This is a genomic window from Pedobacter cryophilus, assembly GCF_005116455.1.
In the GTDB taxonomy this organism is placed as follows: domain Bacteria; phylum Bacteroidota; class Bacteroidia; order Sphingobacteriales; family Sphingobacteriaceae; genus Pseudopedobacter; species Pseudopedobacter cryophilum.
Map to the genome: position 1 here is coordinate 1,025,156 of NZ_SWBP01000001.1, position 16,336 is coordinate 1,041,491.

Annotated in this window: 20 protein-coding genes; 15 read left to right on the forward strand and 5 right to left on the reverse strand. The window is 34.6% G+C overall.

Going from position 1 to position 16,336, the window contains the following annotated elements; translation table 11 throughout:
* Positions 1–94: 94 nt before the first annotated feature.
* Both FA046_RS04305 and FA046_RS04310 read right to left on the reverse strand, forming a co-directional pair.
* Positions 95–1,372: a DEAD/DEAH box helicase gene (locus FA046_RS04305; RefSeq protein ID WP_136825112.1), complete on the reverse strand. Its 1,278-nt coding sequence runs from the start codon at positions 1,370–1,372 to the stop codon at positions 95–97.
* 360 nt (positions 1,373–1,732) lie between these two features.
* Entirely contained in the window at positions 1,733–2,176 is a 444-nt protein-coding gene (locus FA046_RS04310) for an OsmC family protein (RefSeq protein WP_136825113.1), read from the reverse strand.
* Positions 2,177–2,474: 298 nt separating this feature from the next.
* Between FA046_RS04310 and FA046_RS04315 the strand changes: the two genes are divergently transcribed.
* The 5 genes from FA046_RS04315 to FA046_RS04335 all read left to right on the forward strand — a co-directional run bounded on the left by FA046_RS04315 (position 2,475) and on the right by FA046_RS04335 (position 6,632).
* Positions 2,475–3,110 (forward strand): O-methyltransferase, encoded by a 636-nt coding sequence (locus FA046_RS04315; RefSeq protein WP_136825114.1) that lies wholly within the window; start codon positions 2,475–2,477, stop codon positions 3,108–3,110.
* A 10-nt stretch (positions 3,111–3,120) separates the two neighbouring features.
* The gene (locus FA046_RS04320) at positions 3,121–3,786 is read left to right on the forward strand and encodes a glucosaminidase domain and LysM peptidoglycan-binding domain-containing protein (protein WP_136825115.1); all 666 of its coding nucleotides are present in this window, start codon (positions 3,121–3,123) and stop codon (positions 3,784–3,786) included.
* On the forward strand, positions 3,786–4,613 hold the full coding sequence (locus FA046_RS04325; RefSeq protein ID WP_136825116.1) for a glucosaminidase domain-containing protein: 828 nt from the start codon (positions 3,786–3,788) through the stop codon (positions 4,611–4,613). Before FA046_RS04320 ends, FA046_RS04325 begins: the two co-directional genes overlap by 1 nt.
* Positions 4,614–4,617: 4 nt before the next feature.
* On the forward strand, positions 4,618–5,361 hold the full coding sequence (locus FA046_RS04330) for a hypothetical protein (protein WP_136825117.1): 744 nt from the start codon (positions 4,618–4,620) through the stop codon (positions 5,359–5,361).
* A 131-nt stretch (positions 5,362–5,492) separates the two neighbouring features.
* Complete coding sequence (locus FA046_RS04335) at positions 5,493–6,632, forward strand: ATP-binding protein (RefSeq protein ID WP_136825118.1); 1,140 nt, start codon at positions 5,493–5,495, stop codon at positions 6,630–6,632.
* Positions 6,633–6,634: 2 nt separating this feature from the next.
* On the opposite strand, the gene hpt is transcribed toward FA046_RS04335, so the two are convergent.
* The gene (gene hpt / locus FA046_RS04340; protein WP_136825119.1) at positions 6,635–7,189 is read right to left on the reverse strand and encodes a hypoxanthine phosphoribosyltransferase; all 555 of its coding nucleotides are present in this window, start codon (positions 7,187–7,189) and stop codon (positions 6,635–6,637) included.
* Between the two features lie 225 nt (positions 7,190–7,414).
* On the opposite strand from hpt, the gene FA046_RS04345 reads away from it, so the two are divergent.
* From FA046_RS04345 to FA046_RS04360, 4 genes are all read left to right on the forward strand, one after another.
* Positions 7,415–7,741, forward strand: coding sequence for a DMT family transporter (locus FA046_RS04345; RefSeq protein WP_136825120.1), 327 nt, complete (start codon positions 7,415–7,417; stop codon positions 7,739–7,741).
* Position 7,742: 1 nt separating this feature from the next.
* Positions 7,743–8,075, forward strand: a complete 333-nt coding sequence (locus tag FA046_RS04350; RefSeq protein WP_136825121.1) for a tRNA-binding protein — start codon at positions 7,743–7,745, stop codon at positions 8,073–8,075.
* Between the two features lie 175 nt (positions 8,076–8,250).
* The gene (locus tag FA046_RS04355; protein ID WP_136825122.1) at positions 8,251–8,727 is read left to right on the forward strand and encodes a nucleoside deaminase; all 477 of its coding nucleotides are present in this window, start codon (positions 8,251–8,253) and stop codon (positions 8,725–8,727) included.
* A 244-nt stretch (positions 8,728–8,971) separates the two neighbouring features.
* Positions 8,972–9,574 (forward strand): superoxide dismutase, encoded by a 603-nt coding sequence (locus tag FA046_RS04360; RefSeq protein ID WP_169303297.1) that lies wholly within the window; start codon positions 8,972–8,974, stop codon positions 9,572–9,574.
* A 56-nt stretch (positions 9,575–9,630) separates the two neighbouring features.
* On the opposite strand, the gene FA046_RS17210 is transcribed toward FA046_RS04360, so the two are convergent.
* Positions 9,631–9,783, reverse strand: a complete 153-nt coding sequence (locus FA046_RS17210) for a hypothetical protein (RefSeq protein ID WP_169303298.1) — start codon at positions 9,781–9,783, stop codon at positions 9,631–9,633.
* A gap of 27 nt (positions 9,784–9,810) precedes the next feature.
* Between FA046_RS17210 and FA046_RS04370 the strand changes: the two genes are divergently transcribed.
* Together FA046_RS04370 and FA046_RS04375 are read left to right on the forward strand one after the other, a co-directional pair.
* The gene (locus FA046_RS04370) at positions 9,811–10,809 is read left to right on the forward strand and encodes a zinc-binding dehydrogenase (protein WP_136825125.1); all 999 of its coding nucleotides are present in this window, start codon (positions 9,811–9,813) and stop codon (positions 10,807–10,809) included.
* Positions 10,810–10,852: 43 nt separating this feature from the next.
* Positions 10,853–11,038 (forward strand): hypothetical protein, encoded by a 186-nt coding sequence (locus FA046_RS04375; protein WP_136825126.1) that lies wholly within the window; start codon positions 10,853–10,855, stop codon positions 11,036–11,038.
* 59 nt (positions 11,039–11,097) lie between these two features.
* Here FA046_RS04375 and FA046_RS04380 read toward each other — a convergent pair whose 3' ends face one another.
* Positions 11,098–11,664 carry a C40 family peptidase gene (locus tag FA046_RS04380; protein WP_136825127.1) on the reverse strand — a complete coding sequence of 189 codons (567 nt, stop codon included), beginning with the start codon at positions 11,662–11,664 and terminating at the stop codon, positions 11,098–11,100.
* Between the two features lie 230 nt (positions 11,665–11,894).
* On the opposite strand from FA046_RS04380, the gene pdhA reads away from it, so the two are divergent.
* The 4 genes from pdhA to FA046_RS04400 all read left to right on the forward strand — a co-directional run bounded on the left by pdhA (position 11,895) and on the right by FA046_RS04400 (position 16,336).
* On the forward strand, positions 11,895–12,890 hold the full coding sequence (gene pdhA / locus FA046_RS04385; protein ID WP_136825128.1) for a pyruvate dehydrogenase (acetyl-transferring) E1 component subunit alpha: 996 nt from the start codon (positions 11,895–11,897) through the stop codon (positions 12,888–12,890).
* A gap of 45 nt (positions 12,891–12,935) precedes the next feature.
* Positions 12,936–14,579: a pyruvate dehydrogenase complex dihydrolipoamide acetyltransferase gene (locus tag FA046_RS04390; RefSeq protein WP_136825129.1), complete on the forward strand. Its 1,644-nt coding sequence runs from the start codon at positions 12,936–12,938 to the stop codon at positions 14,577–14,579.
* 249 nt (positions 14,580–14,828) lie between these two features.
* The gene (locus tag FA046_RS04395; RefSeq protein WP_136825130.1) at positions 14,829–15,569 is read left to right on the forward strand and encodes an MlaE family ABC transporter permease; all 741 of its coding nucleotides are present in this window, start codon (positions 14,829–14,831) and stop codon (positions 15,567–15,569) included.
* Entirely contained in the window at positions 15,566–16,336 is a 771-nt protein-coding gene (locus FA046_RS04400; protein ID WP_136825131.1) for an ABC transporter ATP-binding protein, read from the forward strand. Before FA046_RS04395 ends, FA046_RS04400 begins: the two co-directional genes overlap by 4 nt.

The following is a 16,336-nucleotide window of genomic DNA, read 5'->3' on the forward strand; positions in this document are numbered from 1 at the left end:
AATAGAGGTGGCCCTTATTATCAAAAAAATGGCGAATAGAATTAATCTACTCGCCATTTTTAACATCAATAGGTTAAAGAGCTAAGCGCTTTAATTATTTATACCACTGTTTTTTTTTCTCTTTTGGAGCTGATGAAGTGTTTTTTGCTGTTTTATCAGGCCTTCTTGATGCCGTTCTTTCTGCTGAACCTCTAGGTGGGCGAGCTTGTTTTACTGCTTTCACCACGTTATGATTCATCAATGGATAATCATGATCTGCAATAACAGGAATGTCTTTCCCTATCAGTTTCTGAATATCTTTTAAATATTCTTTCTCTTCTGCATCGCAAAAAGCAATGGCTATACCGCTAGCGCCAGCTCTTCCTGTTCTACCAATGCGGTGAACGTAAGATTCTGGTACGTTTGGTAATTCATAATTTACTACGTGGGTTAACTCGTCAATATCAATTCCTCTGGCAGCAATATCTGTAGCTACTAAAACTCTGGTTACTTTTGCTTTAAAGTTTGTTAACGCAGCCTGACGGGCATTTTGAGATTTATTACCATGAATGGCTTGTGAATGTATGCCAGCCTTAGTTAAGTCTTTAGCCACTCTATCTGCACCATGTTTGGTGCGGGTAAAAACTAAAGCTCTTTCAATGCTTTTATCTTTTAACACATCCATTAACAAATGTCTTTTGTTGTCTTTATCTACAAAGTAAACCACCTGATTAATGGTGTTTGCAGTACTAGAAACCGGTGTAACTTCTACCTTAGCAGGATTTACCAAAATGGTATCTGCCAGTTGTACAATTACCGGAGGCATAGTTGCAGAAAAGAATAACGATTGTCTTTTAGCAGGTAATTTTGCAATCACTTTTTTAACGTCGTTTACAAAGCCCATGTCTAACATTCTATCAGCTTCATCCAAAACAAAAAATTGGATGTCGTTTAAATGAACATGTCTTTGGTTCATTAAGTCTAATAAGCGACCAGGTGTTGCAATTAATACATCAATACCCGAACGTAAAGATTCTACCTGTGAATGTTGGTTAACACCGCCAAAAATTACTTTGTATTTTAAATTGGTATTTCTACCGTAGCTTTCAAAGCTTTCGCCAATTTGTATGGCCAACTCTCTGGTGGGTGTTAAAATTAAACTTCTTATTAAACGCTTTCCGGGTTTTAAATTTTTATCCTGCGTTAATAACTGAATAATGGGAATTGCAAAAGCGGCTGTTTTTCCGGTTCCGGTTTGTGCGCAACCTAAAACGTCTCTTCTGTTTAAAAGTAATGGAATGGCTTGTGCCTGTATGGGTGTTGGGGTGGTGTATCCTTCTGTTTTTAAAGCCTTAAGGATGGGCTCAATTAAATTTAAATTTTCAAATAACATGAATTGTTGATTAATATTTAAGACCGGATATCATTGTAAAGGTTCTTAATCGCCGGTCTGTTGAAAAGGAATTCTTTTTGATAAGCTTTTAGTTTTTAGAGGATTAAACCAACATAAACTAAATTATAAATGCTTGTTTAAATTGATTTTCTAAATTAAAAAACTCAATTTAAATTTTTGCAAAGGTAAGCAAATAAGCTAAACTCTGCTTTTTTCATTTATAAATGAGAATTAATGCTTTTTAGAAATTGAAAATGAAGTTAATTAAGAAGAGAAGGATGATTTTAGTTCACCCCTCTCAGTCGTATTTATATCAAAAACCTTGTTTAGTAAAAGATTTTTTGATGTATTTATTTATTGTTAAGAAACAAATGTGGTTTCTAATGTAATGGGTATAGCACTTAATGCTTTAGAAACTGGGCAGCCAGTTTTTGCACCTTCGGCCAATTCTTTAAATTTTTCTTCGCTTAATCCGGTTACTTTTCCTTGTAATTGAAGGGTAATTCCGGTAATTCCATAACCGCTTTCTACTTTGTCTAAAGTTACTGTTGCGGTTACTTTTAATTCATCAGGGGTAAAGCCAGCCTCGGTGATGGCAAAACTTAAAGCCATTGCAAAACAGCCAGAGTGTGCGGCTGCAATTAATTCTTCGGGGTTGGTTCCTAATATTCCATCTTCATTTTGAAAACGATTTTTAGAGCTGTAAGGTGTTTCGTTAAAAAAATTATTTGCAGATTTCAGTGTTCCTTTACCTTCTAATCCTGTACCGGTCCATACTGCTGTTACGTTTCTTTTGATTGACATTTGCTATGATTTTTAATTTGGTTGAATTAATTTGATCTATTGTTTAACAGTTGCCCAAAAACTGTTCCAGCAATTTAACTATTAAAATTAATCCGTTTTATAGGTTTTATGGAGGTTTTTTGCATTGCAGGAAGTTCTTAAACCCGATTGAGGTTTTGTTTGAGCTCTTTTATGTAGTGCAACGGAATAAAAAGCGAGTACCGAAAGCGGGGCTATCGGATTTTTTGAACCCAAGCCTTGCTTTCCAAAAAATAAATGCGTTTTTTAATCTTTATGATGGGATGATTACCTTTACCGTATGAGTTTAATATCTGATGAATTAAGTGATTATTTAGAAAAGTGTTGCGAGCCCGAACCTGCATTGTTAGAAAAAATTGACAGAGAAACGCAGTTAGAAGTTTTAATGCCCAGAATGCTATCGGGCCATTTGCAGGGTAGGGTTTTAAGTATGCTGAGTAAAATGTTGCAACCTAAAAGGATTTTAGAAGTAGGCACTTTTACGGGTTATGCAACGTTGTGTTTTACTGAAGGTTTAGCGCCAGATGGAAAAATTATCACTTTAGATATTAATGAGGAGCTAGAAGATAGGGTGAGAGGTTATTTTGAGGCTTCGGATGTGAACGATAAAATAGATTATAGAATAGGTAATGCCGCACACATTATTCCAACTTTAACCGATGTTTTTGATTTGGTTTTTATAGATGCCGATAAAAAGAATAATGGTTTATATTATGATCAGGTTTTTGATAAGGTGAGGAGTGGCGGCCTAATTATTGTTGACAATGTTTTGTGGAGTGGCAAAGTGACTGCAAAAAACATGGATCAGGATACTTCCAATATTATAAATTTTAATGATAAAGTTACCGCCGATACTAGTGTAGAAAAATTGATTTTACCCGTAAGAGATGGTTTGTTTGTGATTAGGAAAAAGTAAAAATAGGCTTATGAAGAAATTAATTGTGGTGTTTTTTGTGTTTATTCAATCGTTTTGTTTTGGGCAAACAGTTACAGAAAAATATATTGCTAAATACAAAGATTTAGCAGTGCAATTAATGAATCAAAACAGTATTCCGGCTAGTGTTATTTTAGGGGTCGCTATTCATGAATCGGCTAGTGGAAGTAGTAAAATTGCCAGATATTTAAACAATCAGTTTGGCATGAAAGGGTCAAATAAAAGTGTAGAAATAAAGTCGGCTTATAAAGGTTATGCTAGCGTGGAAGATTCTTATTTTGATTTTATTTCTATGATGCAATCTCGACCAAAATTTAATATTCTATTTAAGAATTACACCGATTCTGATTACCATTCGTGGATTTTCGGCATCCAAAAGGGAGGTTATGCAGCTAGTAAAACATGGGCTTCTCAAGTTATAGCTATTATTAAGAAATATCAATTAAACCAGTTTGATAACACTTCTAATCCCGAAAGTATTATTAAACCCCAATTTGAGGAAGAGATAAAAGTAACCGAAACTACAAGTTACAGGGTAAAAAGAGGAGACACTTTAAATGCAATTGCAAAAAGATTTAATACCTCTTCAAAAAGCATTATGTTTAAGAATAATTTAAAATCTACTATATTACAGATTTATCAGAAACTAATAATTTGATGAACAAACTTTTAATTACGCTTTCGCTGATATTTTTACTCTCGGCCTGTTCTACAAAGAAAAAAATCTATCAAAAAGAAAATAAGAAAATTGAAAAATCTGCAGATAAAAAATCTGATAGCAATTACCCTTCTTACACTACCACTTCTTATATTTCTAAGTTTAAAAATATTGCCATTACAGAGATGAATAAATACGGCATTCCGGCTAGTATAACTTTGGCGCAAGCTTTATTAGAATCGGGAGTTGGAAATAGTGATTTGGCTAAATATGCCAACAACCATTTTGGTATTAAATGCACTACAGATTGGAAAGGTAAAGGCTATTATAAAGACGATGACCAAAAAGACGATTGCTTTAGGGTGTACAATAATCCCGAAGAAAGTTTTAAAGATCATTCGGAGTTTTTAAAAAGAAAGCGCTATGCTGCCTTATTTGAGTTAGACAAAAACGATTATGAAGGTTGGGCGAAAGGCCTAAAAGCGGCTGGTTATGCTACTAATCCTAAATATCCGGATTTGTTGATCAGCATCATCTTAAGAAATAACCTGCAACAATATGATAGAAAAGAAGGCGAAATAGAAAAAATAAAAAGAGAAGACAGGGTTTTAAGTGATATCAACAATAATATTCCTAAAGAAAAAGCAAAAGACAAACCTACTGATGCTACCGCAATTATTAGCGGAAATAAATATGTGGTACAATCTGGCGATACACTTTATAATATTTCGAAACGTTTTGGAATCAATATTGATGAGCTAAAAGCTTTAAATAATATGACTGACAACGCTATTAAAATTGGTCAGGAATTAACCATCAAGAAATAAGATTTTGAAATATTTAATTGGCCTATTGGGGCTTTTATTTTTTACGCTTTCTGCATTTTCTCAAGATAAAAACTTGGGCGGAATTGTGTTTGATAAAGAAACCAAGTTTAGGTTAAACCGAGTAAAAATTTTTAATTCCAGAACTCAAATCTCGGTTTTTAATAATACAAAAGGCGAATTTTTTATTGATGTAAGAGCAGGTGATTTATTGATTAGCACCTTATCTGGATATAAAAATGACACGCTTAAGGTTGCAAATCAAACATCATTGGTAATTTATTTAAAAAGATTAGCCATCCGTTTGCCCGAGGTGGTTTTTAAAGATTCGGTACTATCGGCAAAAGCCAAATACGAAGAAACCAAAAAAGAATTCAATAAATTATACAGGCTAGGTAATAATAAAGACATTATAAATGTTGGGCCAGGTGGTGCTGGTTTAGGTATTGATGCCATTTGGAGTGCTTTTAGTAAAGAAGGCAGAAATGCCCGTAGGTTATTAGAAGTAATGGAAAGAGATTATCAAAACGCCATTATCGATCAGGTTTTTAACCGAGAATTAGTAGCCAGATCAACTGGTTTAAAAGGAGATAAACTCTTGATTTTTATGCTCAACTTTAGACCCTCTTACGCATTTGTGGTTAAGGCAAATGAATATGATTTGGTGAATTATATTAAACAAGCTTCCATGAGATTTAATATGTCTAACTTTCAAAATATTTCTGAATTAAAGCCTATAGAATTACCTTAGAAAGCTAAAAAAACACCGCCTTTTTATTGCTTGCTAACTGAATTAATGTAAATTGAGTCAGTTGATTGACTGAATTAACGTTAATTGAGTCAGTTGATTGACTGAATTAACGTTTTTTATTATCTTTGGATATGAAAATTAAAAGAGCGGTACAGCAATTATTGGCTAAAAGAATAGGACAAAATAAGGTTTTATTACTTTTTGGTACACGCAGAGTGGGAAAAACCCATTTGCTTAAAGCTATTGAGCAAACGCTTAATATCCCTTTTTTGCATTTAAATGCAGAAGATATTGATGTTTTAAACATTTTAGAAAATAGAAGTGTAGCCAATTATGAGCGTTTGTTAGCCGGACAAAAGCTTTTAGTGATAGATGAAGCACAAGTAATTCCAGAAATTGGGAAAATTTTGAAGCTAATGATAGATACTTTTAATGATCTCACCATTATTGCAACAGGTTCTTCTGCTTTTGATTTATCTAACCAAACCGGTGAGCCTTTAACCGGCAGAAGCTACACCTACTTTTTGTATCCAATAGCGCAATCAGAATTAGCGGCAACAGAAAATATTTTACAAACCAAACAAAATTTAGATGATAGATTAGTTTTTGGGTCCTATCCAGAAATTTTTCAGTTAGAAACACCCAACGAAAAAGCCGAGTACCTTAAAAACTTAGTGAACTCCTATTTATTAAAAGACATTTTACATTTTGAAAACATCCAAAACAGTGCTAAAATATATGATCTTTTGAGGTTAATTGCCTATCAGGTAGGTTCAGAAGTATCTTTAGATCAATTAGGTAAAAAGTTAGGCCTCAGTAAAAATACGGTAGAACGCTATTTAGATTTATTAACCAAAGTACAAATTTTGTTTAAACTGAGCGGTTTTAGCTCAAACCTCAGAAAAGAAGTCACTAAATCTTCTAAATGGTATTTCTTTGATAATGGAATTAGAAACGCAGTAATTAACGATTTTAGGTTGGTGCCCGTAAGGCAAGATATGGGCTTACTTTGGGAAAATTATTGTATTTACGAACGCATAAAAGCCAACAACAATGCACAAACCGGAGCTGAATATTTTTTCTGGAGAACCTATGATCAGCAAGAAATTGATTTGATAGAAAAGAAAAATCAAGTCATAAATGCTTTTGAATTTAGGTATGGCGAAGCCAAAAAGAAAGCACCAGCATTTTTTGTTAAAAATTACCCAAATGCAGGCTATAAAATTATCAGTAAAGAAGATTATTTAGATTTTGTGTTGGGCAAAATTTAGATTTATCCTGGCAATTGTTGGCCACACAGTCTGTATATATCTTGTAAATTCCGGCCTAAATTTTTGTAATCTAAGCCATAACCCACCACAAAATCATTCGCAATTTCAAAGCCTATAAACTCAATTTCATCAAATTGATATTCTAAAGCTTCGGGTTTTAAAAGTAAAGTAGCTACTTTAACAGATGCAGGCTCTAATGATTTTATCTTATCTAACAAAAATTTTAGCGTTCGGCCGGTGTCTACAATATCTTCTATAATCACCACATCTCTGCCTTTAATATCCATACTTAAAGGAAATTCTTCTGTTAACATTCCACTACTTTTTGTGCCTCCGTGGTAAGAAGCCAGCTTCACAAAAGTAGTTTCGCAACCAATATGAATCTCCTTCATCAAATCGGCCATAAACATAAAAGCACCGTTTAAAACACCAATAAAAACCGGCACTTTATCTTCATAATCTACATTCATTTGAATGCCAATTAATCTAATCCGCTTCTCAATCATGCTGTATTCAATAAAAGGCTCAAACGTTTTATCGTCTATGGTAATTTTCATGTTGGTAATTTACAAAGATGAGTTGAGTATTAAGAAATTATTTGGGCGTTCGAGCGGGCTTTACGTTACAATCTTTATCCCCAAAAAGGGGATAAAGCCTGCCTTGCCGGTCAGGCAGGGATTTTCACTGCAATCCCTAACGCAAATTGCAGCAAGCACCAAATTAGAAATATAAAATTGAATTTCTCTTGCTTATCATTACCTTCAAAATATCAAATTTTAACAATGAATTGGATCATCATTATAATAGCTGGGTTATTTGAAATAGCTTTTGCAGCTTGCTTAGGCAAAGCAAAAGAAGCCACCGGAAATTTAGCCCTGTATTGGTATGCCGGTTTTTTACTTTGCCTAACCATAAGTATGGTTTTATTAGTAAAAGCCACACAAACTTTACCCATTGGTACCGCTTATGCCGTTTGGACAGGTATTGGAGCCGTAGGAACAGTTTTAGTCGGGATTATTTTCTTTAAAGAACCTGCAGATTTTTGGCGATTATTTTTCATCACCACCTTAATAGCATCTATCATTGGATTAAAAATAGCATCACATTAAAATGGAAATAAGCTGGCAAGATTTTGAAAAGGTAGAACTGCGGGCAGGCACTATTTTAGAAGTTTTAGATTTCCCCGAAGCCAGAAAACCAGCCTACAAAGTAAAAGTAGATTTTGGAGATTTTGGCATTCGTTGGTCTAGCGCACAAATCACTTTTCACTATCAAAAACAAGATTTAATAGGCAAACAAATTGTTGGCGTGGTCAACTTTCCAAAAAAGCAAATTGGCAAATTCATGTCGGAGTTTTTAGTTACCGGCTTTGCAGATGAAGATGGAAATATCGTATTGACAACTTTAGAAAGGGAAGTGACAAATGGCTCTAAAATGATATAGGTATCTTTGCATTAGGGATTGCAATGAAAATCCTTTTTGTTTTTCACAAAAAGATTGTAATGTAAAGCCCGCTCGCCCCGATTTTATCGGGGTGGAAATGCCCAAATTCACCATTCTCTTTCCTACACCAAAAGATAAAATTTATCTTTGTGCTTTCGCAGTTCAAAATAACAACATGAAATACTATTCCTTTACCGACGAACCTTTAGTTTCTCCTGATGATTTTTTTATGAAAGAAGCATTAAAAGAAGCTCGTTTGGCGCTAGAAGCTGATGAAGTGCCGGTTGGAGCAGTTTTGGTAAGCAATGGCAGGATAATTGGTAAAGGACATAACTTAACAGAGCGGTTAAATGATGTAACGGCTCATGCAGAAATGCAGGCTTTTACAGCAGCAGCTAATTTTATTGGCGCAAAGTATTTAACAGATTGCACTTTGTATGTGACTTTAGAGCCTTGCGTAATGTGTGCCGGAGCAGCTTATTGGACACAAGTTAGTCGCATTGTTTTTGGCGCTTTTGACCCAGTAAGAGGTTTTTCTAGAATTAAACCATCTGTTTTACATCCTAAAACACAATATTTAGGTGGTATTTTAGAAAACGAATGTAGTATGTTAATAAAAAGCTTTTTTCAGTCAAAAAGAGATAAATCATAGAAACGGTTTAAATTTATAAAGAGAAAATTTTTATAGATTATTTTTGAGCGAAACGAGGCATGTTTTTGAAGAGATAGCGAAGCTTCTACCTCAAAAAAACATAACGAAGTAACAGCCAAAAAGAAGCATAAAAAAATTATTAGATAAATTTTAAACTGTTTCTTAACATTAAACTGAACAATTTTTAATTTCATGTGCTTACCTTTATAACATAAATATTTCACAAATCTAAAATCAACATATTATGGCTTTTGAATTACCAGCGTTACCATACGCATCAGACGCATTAGAACCAAACATTGACAAAGCTACCATGGAAATCCACCATGATAAACATCATGCAGCTTATGTTACCAATCTTAATAAAGCTTTAGAAGGCAAAGAAGACGGAAGTTCTATAGAAGAAATTTGTAAAAACATTGCTAACTACCCAGTAGCGGTAAGAAATAACGGTGGTGGACATTTTAACCATTCTTTATTTTGGTCTGTTATGGCGCCAAATGCAGGTGGCACTCCAACAGGAGAATTAGCAGTAGCAATTGATGCTGCTTTTGGTTCTTTTGAAGATTTTAAAACTGCTTTTTCACAAGCGGGTATCACTCGTTTTGGTTCTGGTTGGGCTTGGCTTTGTGTTAAAGACGGAAAGCTAGAAGTTTGCTCTTCAGCAAATCAAGATAATCCTTTAATGCCCGGTGTAGGTTGTGGTGGCACTCCAATTTTAGCCATGGATGTTTGGGAACATGCTTATTACTTAAAATACCAAAACAGACGTCCTGATTACGTTGCGTCTTTTTTCAACGTAATTAACTGGACAGAAGTAGCTAGATTATTTGCAGCTGCAAAATAATTTTTGGCATCATTTTGATCATATTTTAAACGGGAAGAAATTTATCTTCCCGTTTTTTATTTCTCAAACATGAAAAAATTCATTTTACCATCTCTAGTTTTCTTGCTGTTTTTCTTAAGTAGTTGCGCTGCAATAGAAGGAATTTTTAAAGCCGGTTTATACTTAGGAATTTTTGCTGTAATAGCTATTTTGGTGGTTATTGTGTTCATATATATGAAAGTTAAAAAATAAATTTTATGAAAGCATTGGTATTAGAGGGTATTCACGAACCTTTAAAAATCAAAGAAGTTCCTAAACCAGTTTTATTAAAGGCTGGAGAAGCTTTAGTGCAAATTAAAGCGGCGGCATTTAACAGAAGGGATTATTGGATAAGCCAAGGTAAATATGCAGGCTTAAAATTCCCAATTATTTTAGGTTCTGATGGTGCAGGAATTGTTGCCGAAGTTTTTGATGATGCAGATGAGCCTTGGTTAAATAAGGAGGTAGTAATTAATCCTGGAAATAATTGGGGTGCTAACCCAAATTTTCAAAGTCCAGATTTTAAAATATTGGGTTTACCAGATGATGGTACTTTTGCCGAATATGTAAAAGTAAACACCTCAAATTTATACGCTAAGCCATCACATTTAAATTTTAAACAAGCAGCAGCTTTTCCTTTGGCTGGTTTAACAGCTTACAGAGCTTTATTTACTAAAGCTAAACTAACACCAAATGATACAGTGTTAATTGCCGGAATTGGTGGCGGTGCCGCATTATTTGCCTTACAATGGGCTACTCATTTTGGTGCAAAAGTATTTGTTACTTCAAGTTCTGATGAAAAAATTAGGTTAGCGCTTGAGTTGGGCGCAAAAGGAGGGGTAAATTATAAAGAACACAATTGGGAAATAAAATTAAAAGAATTAGCAGGCGGTGTAGATGTAATTATTGATAGTGCTATTGGGCCAGGTTTTGCAAAACATTTTACCTACGTAAACGCAGGAGCAAGAATAGTTTTCTTTGGCGCTACAGCTGGAGATATGCCAGAATTGAACGCTAGAATTATTTTTTGGAAACAATTGCAAATTATAGGAACAACCATGGGCACTTCTTTAGAGTTTGAAGAAATGTTGCAATTTATTTCTACCCATAAAATTGTTCCGGTTATTGAAGAGGTGTTTAGTTTTAAAGACGCTAATAAGGCTATTTCTTTAATGGATCAATCAAATCAGTTCGGAAAAATTGTATTAGAATTCTAAATAAAGGTGGCAGGTTATTTGTTTAATAGTTCAAAATATAATTATGAATTTAAAAAGAACCTTCGGAGCCGTATTAACAGTTTTAGGAATTGTTGGCCTAATTTATACCGCAGTAAGTTTTGTTCAGCACTCAGCTGATGTGCGTACTGCCATAGTAATTGGTGTATTAGGCGTAATATTCTTCTTTACAGGAATTAGTTTGGTAAGAACTACAAAAGATGAAGCATAGATTTTTGATGCCGACTAGAAAAGAGATATCAAAAAAAATACCGCTCTAGGCGGTATTTTTTAGTTATTATTTAACTGGTCTTTTATAGATTCAAGGATTCTTCCTCCTTTATAAAAATATCTTTGCCAATAAGGCTCGTCTAAATTGCTAATCATTACGCCCTTGCTTGATGAAGCATGAGCAAATTTATTATCGCCAATATAAACGCCAACATGGCTAATAGATTTACTGTGTATTTTAAAAAAAACTAAATCGCCTTGTTTCAAATCAACTTTATTAATAGGATTCACCATACTAAAAATGTTTCTGGAGTTGTTTCCTATAATGGTATTGAAAGTTTTGTCGTACAATTTATAAGCAAAACCAGAACAATCTATTCCTTTTTCGGTATCGCCACCTAAACGGTAAGGAGTGCCTAACCAATCGTAAATAAATTGATACATTTTGGTATTACTAGTAGCAGAAATAGCCACACCCATTACTTGAGAGAAAAATCCGCTTGCTAAGTTATCTGGGTCAGAAACTTCGGCTTTTGATGCCGAATTAGAAGATGCAGGTTTAGAATTTTGAGCTTTAACAGTGTAGAAAAAACAAATTAGAAGGGCAAAAATTAAACTTTTCTTCATAAAACTATATTTAAGGTACTGATTTTAACTAAAAACCGAACGTCCTAAACAAAATTATATTTTGTATTGCTGCGAAAATAGAACTTAAGTTTGTCTTACGCAAGAAATAAATAAAAGTTTTAACTCTTTTTAACAAAAATACAAAGCAACTGCTATTTAATTAAAAATGATGAGTTTTATATTTGTCCAGATATTGATAGATTTGCTTTCCTTAAAATAAGAATTTACGAATGAGCTCAGTTGCAATTACAAAAGAAACTTACCTGTACTGGTATGAAATGATGCTTCTCTTAAGAAGGTTTGAAGAAAAAGCAGGTCAACTTTATGGACAACAAAAAATCAGAGGATTTTGTCACTTGTATATTGGGCAAGAAGCCGTAATTGCGGGTACCATGTCTGCAACAAAAAAAGATGATAGTTTAATTACGGCTTACCGTGATCACGCTCATCCTATTGCAAAGGGAATGTCTCCAAATGCAGCAATGGCCGAACTTTACGGAAAAGCAACTGGTTGTTCTAAAGGAAAAGGTGGTTCTATGCACTTTTTTGACAAAGAGAATAAATTTTTTGGTGGTCATGGTATTGTTGGTGGTCAAATTCCATTGGGTGCAGGTATTGCTTTCGCAGAAAAATATTTAGGAACAGACAATGTAAACGTTTGTTACATGGGAGATGGTGCTGTACGTCAGGGTTCATTAAATGAAACCTTTAATATGGCTATGCTTTGGAAGTTACCAGTAGTTTTTGTTTGCGAAAACAACGGTTACGCCATGGGAACTTCAGTAGCTCGTACCTCAAACACTACTGATATTTATAAATTAGGTTTAGGTTATGAAATGCCATGTATGCCAGTAGATGGTATGGATCCGGTTGCGGTACATAACGCCATGGATGAAGCGGTACAAAGAGCCAGAAAAGGAGAAGGACCTACTTTCTTAGAAATAAGAACTTACAGATACAAAGGACATTCCATGTCTGATCCTCAAAAATATCGTACCAAAGAAGAGGTAGAAGAATATAAAGCAAAAGATCCAATTGAGATTGTAAAAGCACATATTCAGGCAGAAAAATGGGCTGATGAAGCTTGGTTTGAAGAAATTGCAACCAAAATTAAAGCTCAGGTAGAAGAATCTGTGAAATTTGCTGAAGAATCTCCATATCCAGATGCTTCTGAACTATACAAAGACGTTTATGCACAGGATAATTATCCTTTTGTAAAAGACTAATCTTATTTTAATACATACCGATCAAAAAAATTATTCAAATAGATAATGGCTGAAGCAATAAAAATGCCCAAAATGAGTGACACCATGACTGAAGGTGTTTTAGCAAAGTGGCATAAAAAAGTTGGAGATAAAGTAAAACCAGGAGATGTAATAGCGGAAATAGAAACCGATAAAGCAACTATGGATTTTGAATCTTTCCAAGAAGGTGTTTTGTTATACATTGGTGTAGAAGAAGGTAAAGCAGTGCCAGTTGATGCGCTTATAGCGGTAGTAGGAAATGAAGGGGAAGATTATAAAGCCATAGTAGAAGGTACACAAACCGCAGCAGCTCCAGAAGAAGCCAAAGTAGAAGAAAAAGTAGTAGAAGCCGCTCAACCTGAAGTGAAGGTTGCAGCAGTTGATACTTCAAGTATTCCTGCAATGGTGATTAGAATGCCAGCCCTGAGTGATACCATGACGGAAGGTGTGATCAACAAATGGAATTTTAAAGTTGGCGACAAGATAAAATCAGACGATAGCTTAGCTGATGTAGAAACTGATAAAGCTACCATGGAAGTGGTAGGTTATGAAGAAGGAACGCTACTTTATTTAAGTGTTAACGAAGGCGAAGCGGTTCCTGTAAACGGAATTATAGCCATAGTGGGTAAAGAAGGAACAGATATTACTCCTTTGCTTAACGCAGATAAAGGTGCACCAGCGGCAGCAGCTAAAGCAGAAGAAAAAGCAGTGAGTGTTGCTTCATCAGACGCAGTGGCTACTCCGGTTAAAGAAACAGCAGGTTCTACCGCTGATGATAGCAGAGTAAAGGCATCTCCATTAGCAAGAAAATTAGCGGAAGATAAAGGCATCAATTTAAATGATGTTAAAGGAAGTGCAGAAGGTGGCAGAATCATCAAGAAAGATATTGAAGATTTTAAACCAGCAGCAAAAGAAGCTTCAGCGCCAGCAGCAGCAGCAGCTCCGGTAGAAAAAGCTGCCGCACCAGCAATCCCTCAATTTACAGGCGAAGAGAAATACACAGAGAAACCAGTTTCTCAAATGCGTAAAGTAATTGCTAAAAGATTAGCAGAATCTTTATTTACAGCTCCTCACTTTTACCTTACCATGTCTATAGATATGGATCAGGCTATGCAAGCAAGGGTTAAAATAAATGAATACGCACCAACTAAAGTGTCTTTTAACGATTTAGTATTAAAAGCATGCGCTGTTGCTTTAAAACAACATCCTGTTATTAATTCTTCTTGGTTGGGAGATAAAATAAGATACAATGAGCATGTTAATATTGGAGTTGCAGTAGCCGTAGAAGATGGTTTATTGGTTCCGGTTATTCGTTTTGCTGATGGAAAATCTTTAACTCACATATCTGCAGAAGTAAAAGACTTTGCTGGTAAAGCGAAAGCTAAAAAATTAGTGCCAGCAGATTGGGAAGGTTCTACCTTTACTATTTCTAATTTAGGAATGTTTGGTATTGATGAATTTACTGCAATTATTAACCCACCTGATGCTTGTATTTTAGCAGTTGGCGGTATATCTCAAGTGCCAGTAGTTAAAAACGGACAAGTTGTACCAGGTAACGTAATGAAGGTAACTTTAAGTTGTGACCATAGAGTAGTAGATGGTGCTTCAGGAGCAGCATTTTTACAAACGCTGAAAGCATTGTTAGAAGAGCCAGTTAGATTATTAGCATAATTAAAGCATTACATTTTGTTAAAACCTCACTTTTTAAGTGAGGTTTTTTTGTTTAATGTCATACCTGTATTATATTCTTAAATTGCTTAATAACTACATTTTATAATTGATACTTTTGCATCGAAATTTATTAATGATTATGGAATAATATTTGTTAAGCAAGCTTGCTTAGTAAACTTAAAATCATTATTAGGGATATATCACATTTTGGAAGTAAAAAAATCGCGGTTCTCGCAAAAGTTTAATAATATGTTCCTGGAGCTTTACCGGGTGCATCAATTCATTAAAAAGTTTTTTATAGAAGCTATTGCTCCACCTTATGAGGGAAGAGAGATTTTAAGACAGTGCTATCAGGTAGGGTATAAATCTTTAGCATTAATTTCTCTTACAGGTTTTATCACCGGAATTGTATTTGCAAAACAATCCAGACCTTCATTGGCCGAATTTGGAGCGACTTCTTGGTTGCCCTCTTTAGTGGGCATTGCTTTATTAAGAACCTTAGCGCCTTTACTTACCGCATTAATTTCTGCCGGAAAAGTGGGTTCTAGCATTGGTGCCGAGTTAGGATCTATGAAAGTGAGCGAGCAAATAGATGCCATGGAAGTTTCTGCCACCAACCCTTTTAAATATTTAGTTGTGAGCCGCGTTTTGGCTACCACCATATCTATTCCCATTTTAACTTTTTACACCGCCTTTGTAGGTTTATTAGGTGGATTTTTAAACATCACTTCATCAGAAAGCACAAGTTTTAGCACTTATATTCAAACTTCATTAGAATCTATTACATTTTTAGATATTACTTCATCCACCATAAAAGCCATTGTTTTTGGTTTTACCATTGGTATGGTGGGTTGCTACCAAGGTTATAACTCATCAAAAGGAACAGAAGGAGTAGGAAAAGCCGCAAATTCTGCCGTTGTAATAGGCATGTTTTTAGTATTTATTGAAGAAGTAATTGCAACTCAAATCACATTCTTATTTAGAACATGACAGCAACTGAAAATCATCCTAACAAAGAAACCGTAATTTCTATAAGAGATGTTAAAAAATCTTTTGGAGACTATGATGTTTTGCGTGGCGCAGATTTGGATTTGTACCGAGGCGAAAATTTAGTGGTTTTAGGAAGATCAGGAACTGGAAAATCAGTATTGATAAAAATTATTGCAGGTTTATTAACTCAAGATAGCGGCTCAGTAAAAGTGTTGGGGCAAGCAGTTGATGAGATTAGCGGTAAAGAACTCATTAAACTTCGTTTAAGGGTTGGTTTTTCTTTTCAAAATAGTGCTTTGTATGATAGCATGACGGTGAGAAAAAATTTAGAGTTTCCGCTAGTAAGAAATCAAAAAAACCTCACCAAAGCCGAAATAAACAAGGCAACCGAATCTGTTTTAGATGCAGTTGGGCTTTTACAAACCATCAATCAAATGCCTTCTGAACTTTCTGGAGGTCAAAGAAAAAGAATAGGAATTGCCAGGACGCTTATTTTACAACCCGAAATTATGTTGTATGATGAGCCTACTGCAGGCTTAGACCCTATTACTTGTATCGAGATTAATAATTTGATTAATGAAGTAAAGGAGAGATACAAAACAAGTTCTATCATTATCACTCATGATTTAACTTGTGCAAAGCATGTGGGAGATAGAGTGGCAATGCTTTTAGATGGCTCATTTGAACGGGTTGGAACTTTTGAAGAAGTTTTTGATACCGATGACGAACGAGTGAAACCATTTTACGATTATAATTTTATAGATTAA